This is a genomic window from Auritidibacter sp. NML130574 (assembly GCF_003185725.2).
GTDB classification, from domain to species: Bacteria; Actinomycetota; Actinomycetes; order Actinomycetales; family Micrococcaceae; genus Auritidibacter; species Auritidibacter ignavus.
The window spans coordinates 39489-56936 of record NZ_CP031746.1 but is presented as its reverse complement, the minus strand read 5'-3'; the positions used below and the strand labels follow the sequence as shown (position 1 = coordinate 56936).

General features: G+C 57.7%; 12 protein-coding genes and 1 tRNA gene. 1 reads left to right on the top strand and 12 read right to left on the bottom strand.

Features of this window, described 5'->3' with window-relative positions:
• Positions 1–5: 5 nt before the first annotated feature.
• The 12 genes from DCC27_RS00295 to DCC27_RS00235 form a co-directional block, all read right to left on the bottom strand.
• The gene (locus DCC27_RS00295; RefSeq protein WP_148707487.1) at positions 6–746 is read right to left on the bottom strand and encodes a hypothetical protein; all 741 of its coding nucleotides are present in this window, start codon (positions 744–746) and stop codon (positions 6–8) included.
• A 490-nt stretch (positions 747–1236) separates the two neighbouring features.
• Positions 1237–1962: a hypothetical protein gene (locus tag DCC27_RS00285; protein WP_148707486.1), complete on the bottom strand. Its 726-nt coding sequence runs from the start codon at positions 1960–1962 to the stop codon at positions 1237–1239.
• Positions 1963–2415: 453 nt separating this feature from the next.
• A complete protein-coding gene (locus DCC27_RS00280; protein ID WP_110097937.1) occupies positions 2416–6303 on the bottom strand; it encodes a DNA-directed RNA polymerase subunit beta' in 3888 nt (1295 codons plus the stop codon).
• A 69-nt stretch (positions 6304–6372) separates the two neighbouring features.
• A complete protein-coding gene (locus DCC27_RS00275; protein ID WP_110110267.1) occupies positions 6373–9888 on the bottom strand; it encodes a DNA-directed RNA polymerase subunit beta in 3516 nt (1171 codons plus the stop codon).
• 312 nt (positions 9889–10200) lie between these two features.
• Complete coding sequence (gene rplL / locus DCC27_RS00270; protein ID WP_110097939.1) at positions 10201–10590, bottom strand: 50S ribosomal protein L7/L12; 390 nt, start codon at positions 10588–10590, stop codon at positions 10201–10203.
• Positions 10591–10693: 103 nt separating this feature from the next.
• Positions 10694–11215, bottom strand: a complete 522-nt coding sequence (rplJ, locus tag DCC27_RS00265; protein WP_110097940.1) for a 50S ribosomal protein L10 — start codon at positions 11213–11215, stop codon at positions 10694–10696.
• Positions 11216–11510: 295 nt separating this feature from the next.
• Entirely contained in the window at positions 11511–12941 is a 1431-nt protein-coding gene (locus DCC27_RS00260) for an amino acid permease (protein ID WP_246840108.1), read from the bottom strand.
• A gap of 253 nt (positions 12942–13194) precedes the next feature.
• Positions 13195–13902, bottom strand: coding sequence for a 50S ribosomal protein L1 (gene rplA, locus DCC27_RS00255; protein WP_110110266.1), 708 nt, complete (start codon positions 13900–13902; stop codon positions 13195–13197).
• Positions 13903–14012: 110 nt separating this feature from the next.
• Positions 14013–14444, bottom strand: coding sequence for a 50S ribosomal protein L11 (gene rplK / locus DCC27_RS00250; protein ID WP_110100642.1), 432 nt, complete (start codon positions 14442–14444; stop codon positions 14013–14015).
• Between the two features lie 122 nt (positions 14445–14566).
• Positions 14567–15433, bottom strand: coding sequence for a transcription termination/antitermination protein NusG (nusG, locus tag DCC27_RS00245; RefSeq protein ID WP_110110265.1), 867 nt, complete (start codon positions 15431–15433; stop codon positions 14567–14569).
• A 65-nt stretch (positions 15434–15498) separates the two neighbouring features.
• Positions 15499–15780: a preprotein translocase subunit SecE gene (gene secE / locus DCC27_RS00240; RefSeq protein WP_110097944.1), complete on the bottom strand. Its 282-nt coding sequence runs from the start codon at positions 15778–15780 to the stop codon at positions 15499–15501.
• A gap of 51 nt (positions 15781–15831) precedes the next feature.
• Positions 15832–15904 (bottom strand) — tRNA-Trp (locus DCC27_RS00235).
• A 294-nt stretch (positions 15905–16198) separates the two neighbouring features.
• Between DCC27_RS00235 and DCC27_RS00230 the strand changes: the two genes are divergently transcribed.
• Entirely contained in the window at positions 16199–17401 is a 1203-nt protein-coding gene (locus DCC27_RS00230; protein WP_110110264.1) for a pyridoxal phosphate-dependent aminotransferase, read from the top strand.
• Positions 17402–17448 lie beyond the last annotated feature (47 nt).

Genomic DNA, 17448 nt, shown 5'->3' with positions numbered 1-17448 from the left:
CTGCGTTAGTCCCCGACCGGGGCCCAAGCGCACCCAAGGTTATCTCGATCTCCTTTGATGATGACGCTTACCCATCCCGGCCATAACTTGTCATGCGGTGTGTTTGGCTCGTAGGAACCCAGCACCATCACCTCCCCGGTTTCTTCTGGGAACTCGTTCAGTGTGGGGTCGCGCTCGGAGAGGGGCGCGCTCATGTCGTCCGGGACGAGGTAGGTATGATGAGTCGAGACCGGATATCCTTCCTCGCCACGGGGAGCAGGACAGACTCCACCAAATGCGGGATAAGGGTCAGTCCGGACAGGCCACCACGTTTGAGTTCCTTCCAGATACTCGGCGTTAACCACACGTGTTCGCTCCCCCGAGCCCCGATCAGAGCACGGCGCGTCATCGCCTGGTTCCCGCAAAAATTCGTGAACTTCTAAACCCCCATTGACAGGTGTTACGGAATCGACTGCATCCCCGCAACTTGCTGTCCGGGCAAAGGGCATCGGAGACTGCTCAGGTCCGTCTTCCGTGGCAATCCACATGTACCACCGAGCGTCGTAACCGTTGCCTTGATAACGCTCAATTTCCACGCCCGCATCCACGATACCGTTCCCGTTGAGGTCTTCACGGATCACTTCACCGAGTTCATAAGAATAGGGTAGGTGAGATAGTTCCTGCTCGGCCTCGGTCAGCTTAGCCTCGTTAAGGGTCAACTCCGTCGTGTCTGCTCCAGGCACATAGCCGGAAAAGTGAAAACTCATCGAGGTGAAATCGGTATCTTCCAAACCCTCAATTTTTGCTTCGGTCTGCTCCTCAGATTCCTCGTTCTAAGGCGTGGACGAGGCGGAGGAAGACTCAGGGGAACCCGCGCCCCCGCAGGCAGTCAACATCAAAGCAAGGACGATACTGCCGATAAAGTACGTCGTGATGTTGCGATTTCTCGGTGAGCGCATGAGATACATAGCACTCAGCCTACCTGCCGACCCGCCCCTCGTGTACTGTTCCCACGACCAGCCAGTGATCTCGAATCCCATCATCGGGCCACGTCACTTCACCCGCAGTAACCTTGGAGTAACTATTGGTCTGAGCTAGCTGAAGCCGTGTCCGTGGCGGGACGGACGCGGAGAAAATTCAGTTGACTGGTTTCAGCATCAGCTCCACGATAAACCCCACAGTTAGTGCGGGGACCGACCTGTTAACGAACCATGAGCAACACGTTCAGTGTTTCGGGACACCGCGAGAAATTCCCGTCTAGCCAAACCGAATACCGATCGGCAAGTCTTCGTAGGCGACCCAGCCACACCCGAGAACCTGTGAACCATCGAAGATGCCCCCGATTGCCCACCATTCACCGTCGATTTTGCGATCACTGCCATCCCCCTCACCGAACGGAAACAATATCGTGAGCTCAGGGTGCGTCTCAGCATTAGTCTCAGCTATCGATGCGCTTTCTTTGTACGGATTTACATGCGCAATATCGACCGGAGCCGTCATTCCTTCGTCTCCCGTCAGAGAACAAATTCCGCCGTACCCGATAACAGGTGCCACTTGCACAGGCCACCACGCGCCTGCTAGATCAAAATAGTCTGCGGCGATAGTGCGAGTTCGTTCGTGCAAGCCATGCTCTGCGCAGGAGACATCGTCTTCCTTAGCGCGTAAGTGCTCATGCACTTCAAGTCCGTCATTCGTAGCAGTCACGGATTCGACCTGATCACCGCAATTTCCGGACCGGGCGAACGGGAGGGGCGACTGTTCCGGACCGTCTTCCGTGGCAATCCACATGTACCACCGACCGTCGTAACTATTGCCCTCATAACGTTCAATTTCCACGGCTGCGTCGACGATGCCGTCCCCATTGAGATCCTGATGAATCACCTCTCCGAGCTCGTAGGTAACTGGAAACTGTGGATCTCCCGCCTCCACCGTGCCATCGACGAATGTCTTCTCTTCTGAGTCATCGGTATCCGAATAACCCACAAATTGAAAACTAATCGAACTAAAGTCGGTATCTTCCAGACTCTCAATTTCCGGCTCGGTTGGCTCGGGCGGTTCCTCACTCGATTCCTCAGTCGAGGGTGTATCCGGCGCAGACGAGGAGTCCTCGGCCTCAGTCGGGGGTTCCGGGGCGTCTTGCGTATCCGTGCCTGGAATCGAGGAGGTATCAGCTGCCTCGGGATCCCCCGATCCAGCGCAACCAGTCAGCAGGAGTAATAGAGTAGCGAAGCCAACAAAGTACCTGGTCAGTGATGTGGTGAGTGAGTGTTCGTGATGAGATCCAGTTAACGCCATAACTGAAGTCTACAGGAAGGTTCAACGATCATTCAGGGCCTCGCTTCTTCCATCAACTCATCTCGTCAACGCGCTTTTAAACGCCGATGGCGCCGACTCCCCCGGGAGTCGGCGCCATCGGTATGAAGGACTTCGTATCGGTTAGCGGAAATCGCCACCCAGACCGTAGTCATCCAAGCTAATCGCGTGGTAGTCGCCACCGATCTGCTCCATACCCGGGTAATCGAAGTCCGGGTAAGCAATCGGAGAGGTGAATAACTTGTTCTTGGCTTCCTCGGTGGGTTCCACGACCACGTTGGAGTACCGGTCCAAGCCGGTACCGGCCGGGATCAGCTTACCGATGATCACGTTCTCCTTCAGACCCAGCAACGGATCGGTCTTACCCTCCATAGCCGCCTGTGTTAGAACGCGGGTGGTCTCCTGGAAGGATGCAGCCGACAGCCACGAGTCTGTAGCCAGCGACGCCTTGGTGATACCCATCAGCTCGTCACGGCCTGAGGCCGGACGTTGACCCTGGGCCACGGCAGCGCGGTTGGCGTTGACGAACTCGGTGCGGTCGGTGAGTTCGCCGGGCAACAAGTCGGTGTCGCCGGACTCGATCACGGTAATGCGACGTAGCATCTGGCGAACAATGACTTCCACGTGCTTGTCGTGGATGCCCACGCCCTGGGACTGGTACACGTTCTGAACTTCCTTAACCAGGAACTTCTGAGCGGCCCGCGGTCCGAGCACACGCAGCACCTGCTTGGGGTCAACCGCACCGGAGACCAGCTGGGTACCAACAGCGACGTGCTCGCCGTCTTCCACCAGCAGGCGGGAGCGACGCAACACCGGGTAGGCGATTTCGTCGGAGCCGTCGTCCGGGGTGAGGATCAGCTGGATCTGACGGTCGTCGTCTTCGATCCGAACGCGACCGGCCACCTCGGAAATCGGGGCCACACCCTTCGGGGTACGGGCCTCGAAGAGCTCCTGAATACGGGGCAGACCCTGGGTAATATCGTCAGCCGATGCCACACCACCGGTGTGGAAGGTCCGCATGGTCAGCTGGGTACCGGGCTCACCAATGGACTGCGCAGCGATAATACCGACAGCTTCACCAATATCGACCAGCTGGCCGGTTGCCATCGAGCGACCGTAGCACTTCGCACAGGTGCCCACCTGGGATTCACAGGTCAGCACGGAGCGGACCTTGATCTCGGTGATGCCGTTGCTGATCAGCTTCCCGATCAGCACGTCGCCGACGTCCGAGCCGGCCTCAGCCAGCACGGTGCCGTCGTCTGTGGTGACGTCGGTGGCCAGGGTGCGTGCGAAGCACGAGGTCTCCACGTTCTCATCCAAGACCAACTCGCCGTCCGCGTTGGCGGTAGCAATGGTTTCGGTCAGACCACGGCGGGTACCACAGTCGTGCTCGCGAATGATGACGTCCTGGGAGACGTCGACCAGACGACGAGTGAGGTAACCGGAGTTTGCGGTCTTCAACGCGGTATCGGCCAGACCCTTACGAGCACCGTGGGTTGCGGAGAAGTATTCCAGCACCGACAGACCCTCACGGTAGGAGGACTTAATCGGACGCGGGATAATCTCACCCTTCGGGTTGGTCACCAGACCACGGATACCAGCGATCTGACGAACCTGTAGCCAGTTACCACGCGCTCCCGAGGTCACCATGCGGTTAATGGTGTTCAGTGGACCCATACCAGCGCGCATGGCCTCGGCGACCTCGTCGGTTGCCCGCGACCAGATGTCGTTGAGTTCACTGCGGCGCTCGTCGTCAGAAATCAGACCGGTGTCGTACTGGCCCTGGACCTTGCTGGCCTGGTCTTCGTACTTGGCCATCACCGCAACCTTGTCGAAGTCCGAGGTGATGTCGGAAATTGCCACAGTCACACCAGACCAGGTACCCCAGTGGAAACCAGCGTTCTTCAGGTTGTCCAGGGTGGTAGCGGTGTCGATCAGCGAGTAGCGCTCAGCCAAATCATTAACCAGTGCGCCCAGGGTACCCTTGGTTTGACGCTCATCAACCCAGGGGTAGTCATCCGGCAGCAGGTCGTTGAACACGACCTTACCCAGCGTAGTTTCGATGGTTGCCGGCTGACCGGGTTCCCAGCCTTCCGGAGCTGATACCGCCTCGGATGGCACGAAGTTCTGCACGGTGATGGTCACCGGTGCATTGAGGTGCAGTTCGTTGTTGTCGAAGGCCATGGTGGCTTCACCCACGTGGGTGAAGTGACGGCCGGCGCCGACCTCGTCCTCACGCACGGTGGTCAGGTGGTTCAGGCCGATAATCATATCCTGCGACGGAACAGCAACCGCGCGGCCGTCCGAGGGCTTGAGGATGTTGTGGCTGGAGAGCATCAGCACCCGAGCCTCGGCCTGAGCCTCAGGGCTCAGCGGCAGGTGCACGGCCATCTGGTCACCATCGAAGTCTGCGTTGAACGCAGCACAGACCAGCGGGTGCAACTGAATGGCCTTACCTTCCACCAGCTGCGGCTCGAAGGCCTGAATACCCAGACGGTGCAGAGTCGGTGCACGGTTGAGCAGTACCGGGTGTTCGGTAATGACTTCTTCCAGCACGTCCCATACCTGGGGGCGGGTGCGCTCTACCATGCGCTTGGCGGATTTGATGTTCTGCGCGTGGTTGAGGTCCACCAGCCGCTTCATGACGAAGGGCTTGAACAGCTCCAGAGCCATCTGCTTGGGCAGACCACACTGGTGCAGGCGCAACTGCGGGCCCACCACAATCACCGAACGGCCGGAGTAGTCAACACGCTTGCCCAACAGGTTCTGACGGAAACGGCCCTGCTTACCCTTGAGCATGTCCGATAGCGACTTCAGCGCACGGTTACCTGGTCCGGTCACCGGACGACCACGACGCCCGTTGTCGAATAGCGAGTCCACGGACTCCTGTAGCATCCGCTTTTCATTGTTCACGATGATCTCGGGAGCACCCAGATCCAGCAGACGCTTCAGACGGTTATTGCGGTTGATCACACGACGGTAGAGGTCGTTGAGGTCCGAGGTGGCAAAACGACCACCATCGAGCTGGACCATCGGGCGCAACTCAGGCGGAATCACGGCCACCGCGTCCAACACCATACCCTGCGGGGAGTTATTGGTGGTCAAGAAGGCGTTGATGACCTTTAGACGCTTCAGGGCACGAGTCTTGCGCTGGCCCTTACCGTTCTGAATGGTTTCGCGCAATTTTTCAGCTTCTGCCTGTAGATCGAAGTTCTCCAAACGACGCTGAATCGATTCGGCACCCATGGAACCTTCGAAGTACTCGCCGTACTTGTCACGCATGGAGCGGAACATCGACTCGTTACCGATCAAGTCCGAGACCTTGAGGTTCTTGAAGGTCTCCCAGAGCTCTTCAAGCTTCTTGATCTCGTCGTCGGCGCGCTTACGGATCTGGGCCATGGTCTTCTCAGCAGTGTTGCGTGCCTTGGTGGTAGCTGAGGACTTGGCACCCTCGGATTCCAGCTGGGCCAGCTCATCCTCGAGATCCTTGGCCACTGCGGCGATGTCGGCATCCCGCTGGTCAGCCAGGTGCTTGACCTCTTGGTCGTGTTCCACCTGCAGATTAGGCAGATCCTGGTGACGAAGTTCTTCGTCAACATCGGTGATCATGTAGGCAGCGAAGTAGATGACCTTCTCCAGGTCCTTTGGTGCCAAATCCAACAGGTAGCCCAGGCGGGAGGGCACACCCTTGAAATACCAGATGTGGGTCACCGGTGCGGCCAGCTCGATGTGGCCCATGCGCTCACGGCGGACCTTGGAGCGGGTGACTTCCACACCACAGCGCTCGCAGATGATGCCCTTATAGCGCACGCGCTTGTACTTACCGCAGTAGCACTCCCAGTCGCGGGTCGGTCCGAAGATGCGCTCACAGAACAGACCATCTTTTTCGGGCTTGAGAGTGCGGTAGTTGATGGTTTCGGGTTTCTTGACCTCACCATAGGACCAATTGCGAATCTGATCCGCAGTGGCTAGCCCAATGCGCATGAGGCCGAATGAGTTTTCAGTGGACATGGTCCGTAGAACTCCTGATGTCTAAAAAGGGGATGAAAGCTTTCTGGCGGGCGTGCTGAATCAGACGGTTTAGACTTCCCCGATGGTATCCACAGAGTCGGGCTCTGCGTGGGAGAGATCGATACCGAGTTCTTCAGCGGCCCGGAATGACTCCTCATCCGAGTCCCGCATTTCAATGGCCTGGCCTTCAGAGGACAAGACCTCAACGTTCAGGCACAGTGACTGCATTTCCTTGACCAGCACACGGAACGATTCCGGAACGCCGGGCTCAGGAATGTTTTCACCCTTGACGATGGCCTCGTAGACCTTCACACGACCGTGCACGTCATCGGACTTGTGGGTGAGCAACTCCTGCAGCGTGTAGGCAGCACCGTAGGCCTCCAGCGCCCACACTTCCATTTCACCGAAGCGCTGACCACCGAACTGCGCCTTACCGCCCAGCGGCTGCTGGGTAATCATCGAGTACGGGCCCGTGGACCGGGCGTGAATCTTGTCGTCCACCAGGTGGTGCAACTTCAGCATGTACATATAGCCGACCGAGATTGGGTCCGGGAAGGGTTCACCGGAACGACCATCGAACAGCTGCGCCTTGCCGTTTTCACCCATCAGGCGTTCACCGTCGCGTGAAGGATTCACCGACTGCAGCAGTCCCTGAATCTCTTCGGCTTCAGCACCGTCGAAGACCGGGGTAGCCACGTTCAGTGGTCCGGTCTCACGTGGCAGGTTGGGCAGGTTGCGCAACCACTCGGGCTCGCCTTCGATCTTCCAGCCGTTGGCCGCAATCCAGCCCAGGTGTAGTTCCATCACCTGGCCGAGGTTCATACGACCCGGAACACCTAGCGGGTTCAGAATGATATCGACCGGAGTACCGTCGGCCAAGAACGGCATATCTTCCACGGGAAGGATCTTGGAGATCACACCCTTGTTACCGTGACGACCAGCCATCTTGTCACCATCGGTGATCTTACGCTTCTGAGCCACGTAGACACGGACCAGCTGGTTGACACCAACCGGCAGATCATCGTCGTCTTCGCGGTCCAGGATGCGGATACCGATCACGGTTCCGGATTCACCGTGCGGAACCTTCTTAGAGGTGTCACGAACTTCCTTGGACTTCTCGCCGAAGATGGCGCGCAACAGGCGCTCTTCGGGGGTCAGCTCGGTTTCACCCTTCGGAGTGACGCGACCGACCAGGATGTCCCCGGCCTCGACCTCGGCACCGATGTGGATGATGCCACGCTCGTCAAGCTGTGACAGCACTTCCTCGGAGACGTTGGGGATGTCGCGGGTGATCTCTTCAGCGCCCAGCTTGGTGTCACGGGCATCGATTTCGTACTCCTCAATGTGGATCGAGGTCAGCACGTCATCGGAAACCATGCGCTGGGAGAGGATGATCGCATCCTCGTAGTTGAGGCCTTCCCACGGCATGAATGCCACGAGCAGGTTCTTCCCCAGGGCCAGCTCACCGTTATCGGTGGCGGGCCCATCAGCGATGACCGACATAGTCTCCACCCGATCACCTTCGGCCACGCGCACCTGCTGGTTGTAGGCGTTGCCCTGGTTGGAGCGAGCGAACTTCTGGATCTTGTAATGGGTGGTAGTGCCATCGTCGTTCATCACGGTCACCATGTCGGCGGAAGCCTCGGTGACAACACCGGGTTTGGTGGCGGTCACGGAGTCGCCAGCGTCCAGCGCGACGTACTTCTCCATACCCGTACCCACCAACGGCGCTTCAGACTTCAACAGTGGCACCGCCTGACGCTGCATGTTCGCACCCATCAGCGCGCGGTTAGCATCGTCGTGCTCCAAGAACGGGATCAGGGCGGTGGCTGCCGAGACCATCTGACGTGGGGAGACGTCCATGTAGTCAATATCGGACGGTTCAGCCAGTACCGGTTCACCGTCACCACCGCGCTGACGACACAAGACCTGTTCTTCAGCGAAAGAGCTATCCTCGTTCAGCACCGCGTTAGCCTGGGCAATCTGGGCGTCCAGCTCGTCATCAGCGGTGAGGTACTCAACACGGTCAGTGACCTTACCGTCAATGACCTTGCGGTACGGGGTCTCAATGAAACCGAAGGCGTTGATCCGACCGAAGGTTGCCAACGAACCAATCAGCCCAATGTTGGGACCTTCTGGGGTCTCAATCGGGCACATACGACCGTAGTGCGAGGGGTGGACGTCGCGGACTTCCATTCCCGCGCGATCACGAGACAGACCACCTGGGCCCAGGGCGGAGAGACGACGCTTGTGGGTCAGACCGGCCAGTGGGTTGTTCTGGTCCATGAACTGCGAAAGCTGGGAGGTTCCGAAGAACTCCTTGATGGAAGCAACCACAGGACGGATGTTAATCAAAGTCTGAGGGGTAATAGCCTCAACGTCCTGGGTGGTCATCCGCTCGCGCACCACGCGCTCCATACGAGCCAGACCGGTGCGGATCTGGTTTTCAATCAACTCGCCGACGGCGCGAATGCGACGGTTACCGAAGTGGTCGATATCGTCCATCTCGACGCGAATATCGACCTCTTCACCGTTGTGTTGACCCTTGATGGTCTTCTCGCCAGCGTGCAGAGCACAGATGAAGTGAATCATCTGCGCCACATCCTGCTCCGTCAACACGCTCGATGCGGGGTCGGACAACGGAGCGTCGACGCCGAGCTTGCGGTTGAGCTTATACCGACCCACTTTAGCCAGATCGTAGCGTTTCTCAGTGAAGTACAGGTTAGCCAGCAGAGTTTGGGCTGGATCCACAGCTGCCGGTTCACCTGGACGCAACTTGCGGTAAATGTCCAGCAGGGCTGCCTTCTGGTCTTCGGTTTGGTCCTTTTCCAGGGTCAACCGCATGGAGTCATATTGACCGAATTCTTCGAGAATCCGGGACTCCGACCAGCCCAGGGCCTTGAGCAACACAGTCACCGGTTGCTTGCGCTTACGATCCAGGCGCACCGAGACCTGGTCGCGACGGTCAATCTCCAGCTCAAACCAGGCACCACGGGACGGGATAATCCGGGCCGAGTAGACGTCCTTATCGGTGGTCTTGTCAGGGTGGCGTTCGAAATAGGCACCCGGGGAACGCACCAGCTGGGAAACCACAACACGTTCAGTGCCGTTGATGATGAAGGTGCCTTCTTCAGTCATCAACGGGAAGTCACCCATGAACACCGTCTGTTGCTTAATTTCACCGGTGTTGTAGTTCATAAACTCCGCCTTGACGTACAGCGGAGCAGCGTAAGAGGAGTCTTTCTCCTTCGCTTCATTTTCGGTGACCTTAGGGTCAGAGAATTCCGGATCAGTGAACGACAGCGACATCGTTCCCTGGAAATCCTCAATGGGTGAGATTTCCTCGAAAATATCGGAGAGCCCGGATGTGGTAGCTACCGAATCATCACCGATTTCCTGGGCATGCGCAACACGCTGTTTCCACCGTTCGTTACCGACCAAGCGGTCGAAAGATTCGGTCTGAAGTGCTAACAGGTCGGGCACGTCCAGAGGTTCGGCAATCTTCGCGAAAGAAACTCGGCCTGCAGAGGCGGCGTGGCGAGGATTGGTAGCGGCTGAATTATTTGAGGTGCTCGAAGCGACCAAAAGAGTGATCCTTTCACAGACCTTCTGTGTACAGTTCTGACTTCCCTACACACCGTGTCGCATCCGGTGCGACACGCGAGGTTGGCCGACCCACCGCTATATGAAGGTCAAGACCGTATACCGTATATTTATCGTGGCGTGCCAGAAGGGGCTCATGACACGACACATGGAAGATAGGGATACGCAAAGAAACAGCTTATCACATTTCTATCCTGACCCCAAGCCCCTGCTGAGACACTTGTGGCCCCACGCCATCCATGGTGCGGGGCCACAAGCAGTTCAGTCGATGCTAAGCAGCTGATGCCACTGGCATTACTTCAGGGTGACGGTAGCGCCAGCACCTTCCAGCTGCTCCTTAGCCTTCTCGGCAGCTTCCTTGTCCACGCCTTCCAGCACGGGCTTCGGAGCACCATCGACCAGTTCCTTGGCGTCCTTCAGACCCAGCGAGGTCAGTGCGCGAACTTCCTTAATCACGCCGATCTTCTTGTCGCCAGCAGCTTCCAGGATAACGTCGAACTCGGACTGCTCGTCAGCAGCGTCACCGTCACCGTCGTCACCAGCAGCCGGAGCAGCAGCAGCGGCAACCGGAGCAGCAGCGGTCACGTCGAATTCTTCCTCGAATGCCTTGATGAAGTCAGACAGTTCGACCAGGGTCAGCTCTTTGAAAGTGTCCAGCAGTTCTTCAGTGGATAGCTTAGCCATGAGTGTGGCTCCTTTACGTAGTGGGTTCTCAGGTTCAAGAACTCAGATGTGAAGTTTTTGGTGTGATCAGTTGACCACGTAGTCCATCGCCTCGACGATGGGGTTAGGCGGCGTCTTCCTGCTTGGCACGCAGTGCCTCGGTCGTACGCACGGCCTTCGACAGCGGGGACTGGAACAGCGCGGCGGCCTTGGACATACCACCCTTCATTGCTCCTGCCAGCTTCGACAGCAACACCTCGCGAGATTCCAGATCCGCAAGCTTCTTAACACCCTCAACATCGAGTGCGGCACCTTCCATGTAGCCGCCCTTGATGACCAGGGCCTCATTGTCCTTGGCAAAGTCACGCATAGCCTTTGCTGCTTCAACCGGCTCACCTTCGATGAAAGCGATAGCAGTCGGACCGTTGAGTAGTCCCTCGAAGGCATCTACTCCGGCTTCTTTGGCAGCAATGTCAGCAAGCGTATTCTTCACCACGGCGTAGTGGGTGTTCTCACCGAGAGAGCGGCGCAAGGTCCTGAGCTGCTCCACGGTCAGACCACGGTACTCTGTGAGCACAGCAGCATCCGAGTTGCGGAAACGCTCCACCAACTCAGCCACTGCGGCCTCTTTTTCAGCAGTCGCCATGGCACTCCTTCCGATTGCTTCAGCCGGTACCTAACGGCTTCGACACAAAAAACGCCCCGTGCAGGCGTGCACAGGGCGCAGCAATACTGAAGATTGTGATCAGCAGTCTTCAACTGGCTTGACGTTCACACCTGCGCTGGTCGCTTTTGTGTCAAAAGCTTTATAGTCATTCCGTCGCGGCGCTCATGTTGTCAGATGGGCACCAGAATTAACGACCGGCGGTCTTTGGTGGTTAATAAGCTACCCTACCGATTCCCGCAACACCAAATCCACGCTTGGAATGAGAGCGAGATCATCAGCGGACGTGTTTGCTAGCGGGCTGAGAGTGTTGCTGGGGTTGGCCCGGTCGCTGAGACCTCCGGCGAGTTTTGATCTCATAGGCGACGAGCAACAGCACGAGCCACAGTGGTCCGACAAAGACCGCGGTACGGTACTGTTGCGACCATCCCATGATCACGACCAGGAGGGCGAAAAACACCAACACAATCCAAAACACCACCGAGGCTGCGGGAAGTTTGAAGTGAAGCTTTTCGCGTTCCTCTTGGCTGAGCTGGGCACGGAATTTGCGGTGGGTGATCATGACCATAGTCCAGTTGATCAGCGCAGCCGCCAACGCCACGGACATCAGGTACCGAAAGGCGAAATCGGGCCAGAGCATCACCACCACCACGGCGATGACGGTCACCGCCGAGGAGATGAGCACACCCCAATACGGCACGCCACGTCCGGAGACCTTGGTGAGAAACGAGGGAGCGTTTCCTTGCAGTGCCAGCGAGTACAGCATCCGAGCGTTGGAAAAAAGTCCGGAGTTATAAACGGAAATGACCGCGGTGAGCATGACCAAGTTCAGGATGTGGGCAGCTCCGGTAATGCCGACGGCATCAAAAATTTGCACGAAAGGACTGGAATGCCCGTCGATCTGGTGCCAGGGCACCACGGACATGATGACAGCCAGAGCCAAGATATAGAACAGCAGGATGCGCAGAATGACTTGGTTGATGGCTCGGGGGATGGATTGCTGCGGACGGTCAGCTTCCCCGGCAGCCACCGCCACCAGTTCGGTGCCGCCGAAGGAAAACATCACGACGGCCATGGCGGCGATGATGCCGGTCAGTCCCATGGGCATAAATCCGCCGTGGTCCCACAAGTGGCTAAAGCTGGGGTCTGGCAGTTCGGGATTGGAATTGACGCCCAGGATAACCACCACGGTGCCAAGCACAATCATGGCGATGACTGCCACAACTTTCACCACGGCGAACCAGAATTCGAATTCGCCGAAGGTTTTGACACCGACCAGGTTGATGAAGGTGATCAGCACTAAAAAGAAGGCTGCTGAGACCCAGGATGGTACCTCGGGGAGCCAGTAGTTGACGAAGGATCCGACCACCGCCAGCTCGACCATGGCTACCGCAATGTAGTTGAACCAGTAGTTCCACCCGGAGACGAAGCCAGCCCGCCGACTCCAATATTTGTGGGCATAGTGGGTAAATGCTCCGGCCACGGGCTCGTGGACGGACATCTCCCCCAAAGCACGCACCACCCAGAAGATGATGAGGCCACCGATGAGATAGGCGATGAGAATGGCGGGCCCGGCCAGACTGATGGAATCGGCAGAACCATAGAACAGCCCCGTACCAATAGCGCCGCCCAGAGCAATCATCTGAATGTGCCGATTCTTCAAGTCTCGTTTCAGACGCTGGTCGTGTTGAGCGACATCGTATGCCACAGCGGTGCTTCTTTTCTGTCGTGAGGTGGATACAGGGCGACAAAGCGTAGACGGACCTCGCAAAGGTCTAGGTCATCGGCTCTGCAGATCAGAGTACCCTCGCTCCGTGGTGTTGTGAACGCAAAATGTCAGGCGTGTTAACAACGATGTGGCTCTCTGGGGGCCTGTTGTGGGAGTGGGAGACTCTGAAAACTACTGTGGCCTTCACCGAGACAACCGGTGAAGGCCACAGCTAACGGGCTACCGGAGGGCTTTAGGCCTGTTCAGTAACAACCCGAGTGAGGTTAGGATCCACGGAGATGCCGGGGCTCTGCGTCGATGCCACGGTAACGCTGGAAATGTAGCGTCCCTTAGCGGAAGAGGGCTTGAGCCGGATAACCTCCTCCAGTGCCGCGGCGTAGTTCTGAGCCAGCTTCTCAGCATCGAAGCTGGTCTTACCGATGATGAAGTGCAGGTTGGAATGACGGTCGACGCGGAAGTCGATCTTACCGCCCTTAATATCTTCAACCGCTTTGGCAACGTTCGGGGTCACGGTTCCGGTCTTGGGGTTCGGCATCAGGTTACGGGGACCCAGGATCTTACCGAGGCGACCGACCTTACCCATCATGTCCGGGGAGGCCACGGCGGCGTCAAAATCAGTCCAACCGCCCTGGATTTTTTCGACCAGATCATCGGACCCGACGTAGTCGGCACCGGCTGCTTCGGCAGCGGCGGCGTTGTCACCGGTGGCGAAGACGACAACGGTCGCGGTCTTACCGGTACCGTTGGGAAGGTTCACGGTACCGCGAACCATTTGGTCAGCCTTGCGGGGATCCACTGACAGACGCATCGCCACATCCACGGTGGCGTTTTTCTCAGCGGGGGTAATGTCCTTCAGAAGCTTGATTGCTTCAAAGGGGCTGTACTGACGGTCTTCAATTTTGGCCGCGGCTGCCTGGTATGCTTTGCTGCGCTTTGCCATCTGCTAAATCTCCTTATGCAGTCGTGGTGTAACGGGCCGCGCTCGACCCATGCCACTGAAATGTTTTGGGTGTTGTTGACGGGCAACAACGATGATCCGTATGGACCTGGTTAGTCTTCGACAGTGATACCCATCGACCGTGCAGTGCCGGCGATGATCTTGGTAGCGGCTTCAATGTCGTCAGCGTTCAGGTCAGCCATCTTGGTCTGAGCAATCTCAGCCAGCTGATCCTTGGTGACCTTACCGACCTTATCGGTGTGCGGAGTCGAAGATCCCTTGTTCACACCGGCTGCCTTTTTGATCAGCTGCGCCGCCGGAGGGGTCTTGGTAATGAAATCGAAGGAACGGTCTTCGTAAACGGTGATTTCCACCGGGATGATGTTTCCACGCTGGGACTCTGTGGCGGCGTTGTAGGCCTTGCAGAACTCCATGATGTTCACACCATGCTGACCAAGCGCCGGACCAACCGGAGGTGCCGGATTAGCAGCACCAGCTTCAATCTGCAACTTGATCAGACCAGCGACCTTTTTCTTGGGGGCCATATTCGGGTCCTTTTCTATCGTCGTTCTTCGATCACAGGAGCGTGATCGAAGGGGTGATCACCGTGGCGCGGTGATCGAGGTCGTAGCGCCCGGCCAAAGCAACCGGGACCACGAAGTCTTTTCTACACTTTGGTCACTTCACTGAAGGACAGGGTCACCGGCGTCTCGCGTTCGAAGATGGATACCAGCACCACCAGCTGCTGGGAGTCAACTTTGACTTCCGATATGGTAGCCGGCAACGACTCGAACGGCCCTTCCTTGACGGTAACGGATTCGCCGACTTCGAAGTCGACGGTGACTTCCGGAGCCACTTCTTGCACGGCTTCCTTGGGTGCAGGTTTGCCTTCGTCCTGGGCCTTCTTCGCGGCTTCCTGCAGAATCGAAGGGGCCAACATGTCGTAGACCTCGTCTAGGCTCAGCGGCTCGGGCTCGTAGGCGTCGGCGCCGACAAATCCGGTCACGCCAGGGGTGTGGCGCACCACGCCCCAGTTTTCTTCAGTAAAGTCCATACGCACCAGCGCGTAGCCGGGAATCCGAACACGGTTGACGACCTTGCGGTTGGAGTTCTTAATCTCCACAGCTTCTTCCATGGGAACTTCGATCTCATAGATCTCGTCAGCGTCCATGGTCTGAATGCGCGTTTCCAGGTTGGTCTTGACACGACGTTCGTAGCCGGCGTAGGTGTGCACCACGTACCACTCACCAGGCTGGCGACGAAGCTTCGCGCGTAGTTCTTCGCCGATCTTCTCCAGATCGGTTTCGCCATCATCATCGCTGTCGGTCTCGGCCTCGTGAGCCTGGTCAGCTTCCTCTGTGCTTGTTACGGCGTCAGTGTCGCCAGATTCTTCAGGAGTGGATTCTGCAGACGCTTGGGCCTCAGCGACGTCGTTGCCCTCAGGGTTTGCCACGGCATCCTGGTCTGCAACGGTGTCATCGGAGGCCACAACCGACTCATCGATGGACTGTTGCTCGCGTTCTTGCTCGGACACGTGATTCCTGCTTTCCTCGGTAACTTGCTGGTCTGATGGCCGTGACAGTTGCCGGCCTGAGGCTCTTAGACAGTTTCTTGACCGCCGAAGAGGAACGACGCTCCCTGCCCAAAGAGCCAGTCCAACACAAATACCACGGCGATCACGATGATCACGAAGACCAGAACAACGCCGGTCATTTTCAGCAGTTCTTCGCGGGTCGGGGTGACGACCTTACGGATCTCATCAACGACCTGACGCAGAAACAACATGATGCGGCTGAAGAAACCACGCCGTTCGGAGCGGCTCTGGCCACCGTCCTGAGTTTCGTGCGTTGATTGTTCGGCCACGGATCCTCGCTCGGTCATCAATAAGGGTGATCTGCTGTACGCTGGCGGATATTCCGGCAACTTACTGCGCAGGGCAGACAGGACTCGAACCTGCAACCTACGGTTTTGGAGACCGTTGCGCTACCAATTGCGCCACTGCCCTCGGTGTTCGGGGGGTATTTCACGCACCACAACAAATGGTGAGTGGACACCGAATGACTAGTCTACGATGTTGTCCGCTCATCACCAAATTGAACACGGAAGTTGCACGAAGTCGCCTATCGCCCCGGTATCTGTCAGACGGTTTCAAGTATTGTAAAGAGTGGCTGGTGTCCCCGCCCTCGGTCGGTGATGGCTCAGAAGAAAACGGGTACGAGTATCCTCGCCTGCTTCGCCGACGGTAGCCGGTGTCACTCAGCGTGTGAAGGCAGAACAATATGTCGAAGGGACCTACATCATGGTTGAACCCGCCCGCCGCGTTTCCGCTCGGTTAAATGCCATCACCGAGTCCGCCACTCTGGCGGTGACCGCGAAAGCCAAAGAGCTCAAGGCCGCTGGTCGCGAGGTGATTGGATTTGGCGCTGGAGAACCAGATTTTCCCACTCCTGACTACATCGTTCGCGCCGCGGAGGAAGCTACCACCGATCCGGTCAACCATCGCTACTCCCCTGCCGGTGGGTTGCCCGAGCTCAAAGAAGCCATTATTAACAAGACACAACGTGATTCGAAGCTGAGCTACCAGTCGCAGGAGGTGTTGGTCACCAATGGGGCTAAGCAAGCGGTGTACAACACCTTCGCTGCTCTGCTGGACCCAGCCGATGAGGTGCTGGTGCCTGCACCTTATTGGACGACCTATCCCGAATCAATCAAGTTGGCCGGTGGAGTCCCGGTCGATGTGTTTGCCGGCCCGGAGGCCGATTACTTGGTCACCGTCGACCAGCTCGAGGCTGCTCGCACCGAACAAACCAAAGTGGTGCTCTTCGTCTCACCGTCGAACCCCACCGGAGCCGTGTACTCGCGCGAACAGACCCGTGCCATTGGCGAGTGGGCCCTGGAACACGGTTTGTGGGTGGTTACCGACGAGATCTACGAGCACCTGCTCTACGATGGGGCCGAAGCACAGTCCATAGTTTCGGTCGTCCCCGAGCTCAAGGACCAGACCATCATCCTCAATGGTGTGGCCAAAACCTACGCGATGACCGGGTGGCGTGTTGGTTGGATGCTGGGCCCGGTCGACGTCATCAAGGCAGCCACCAACCTGCAATCTCATGCCACCTCGAACGTCGCTAATGTTTCTCAGCGGGCTGCCATTGCCGCATTGAATGGTTCGTTGGAGGCCGTCGAAGAGATGCGCCAGGCCTTCGATCGTCGTCGACAAAAGATCGTACAGATGCTCAACGAGGTGCCCGGATTCTCCTGCCCGACACCGCGTGGCGCGTTCTACGTCTACGTCGATGCCCGCGACGCACTGGGCCGGAAGATCAACGGCCGTGTCGCCGAAACGTCACAGGATTTGGCCACCATCATCCTTGAGGAGGCCGAGGTCGCGGTGGTTCCCGGTGAAGCGTTCGGTCCCTCCGGGTTTTTGCGACTGTCTTATGCACTGTCGGACGAGGACCTCGAAGAAGGCACCTCTCGCCTTCTGCGTTTGTTCTCCTAAGACCGCCCACGACCGATAGTCGCACCGGAGAAAAACTACTAGCCTGG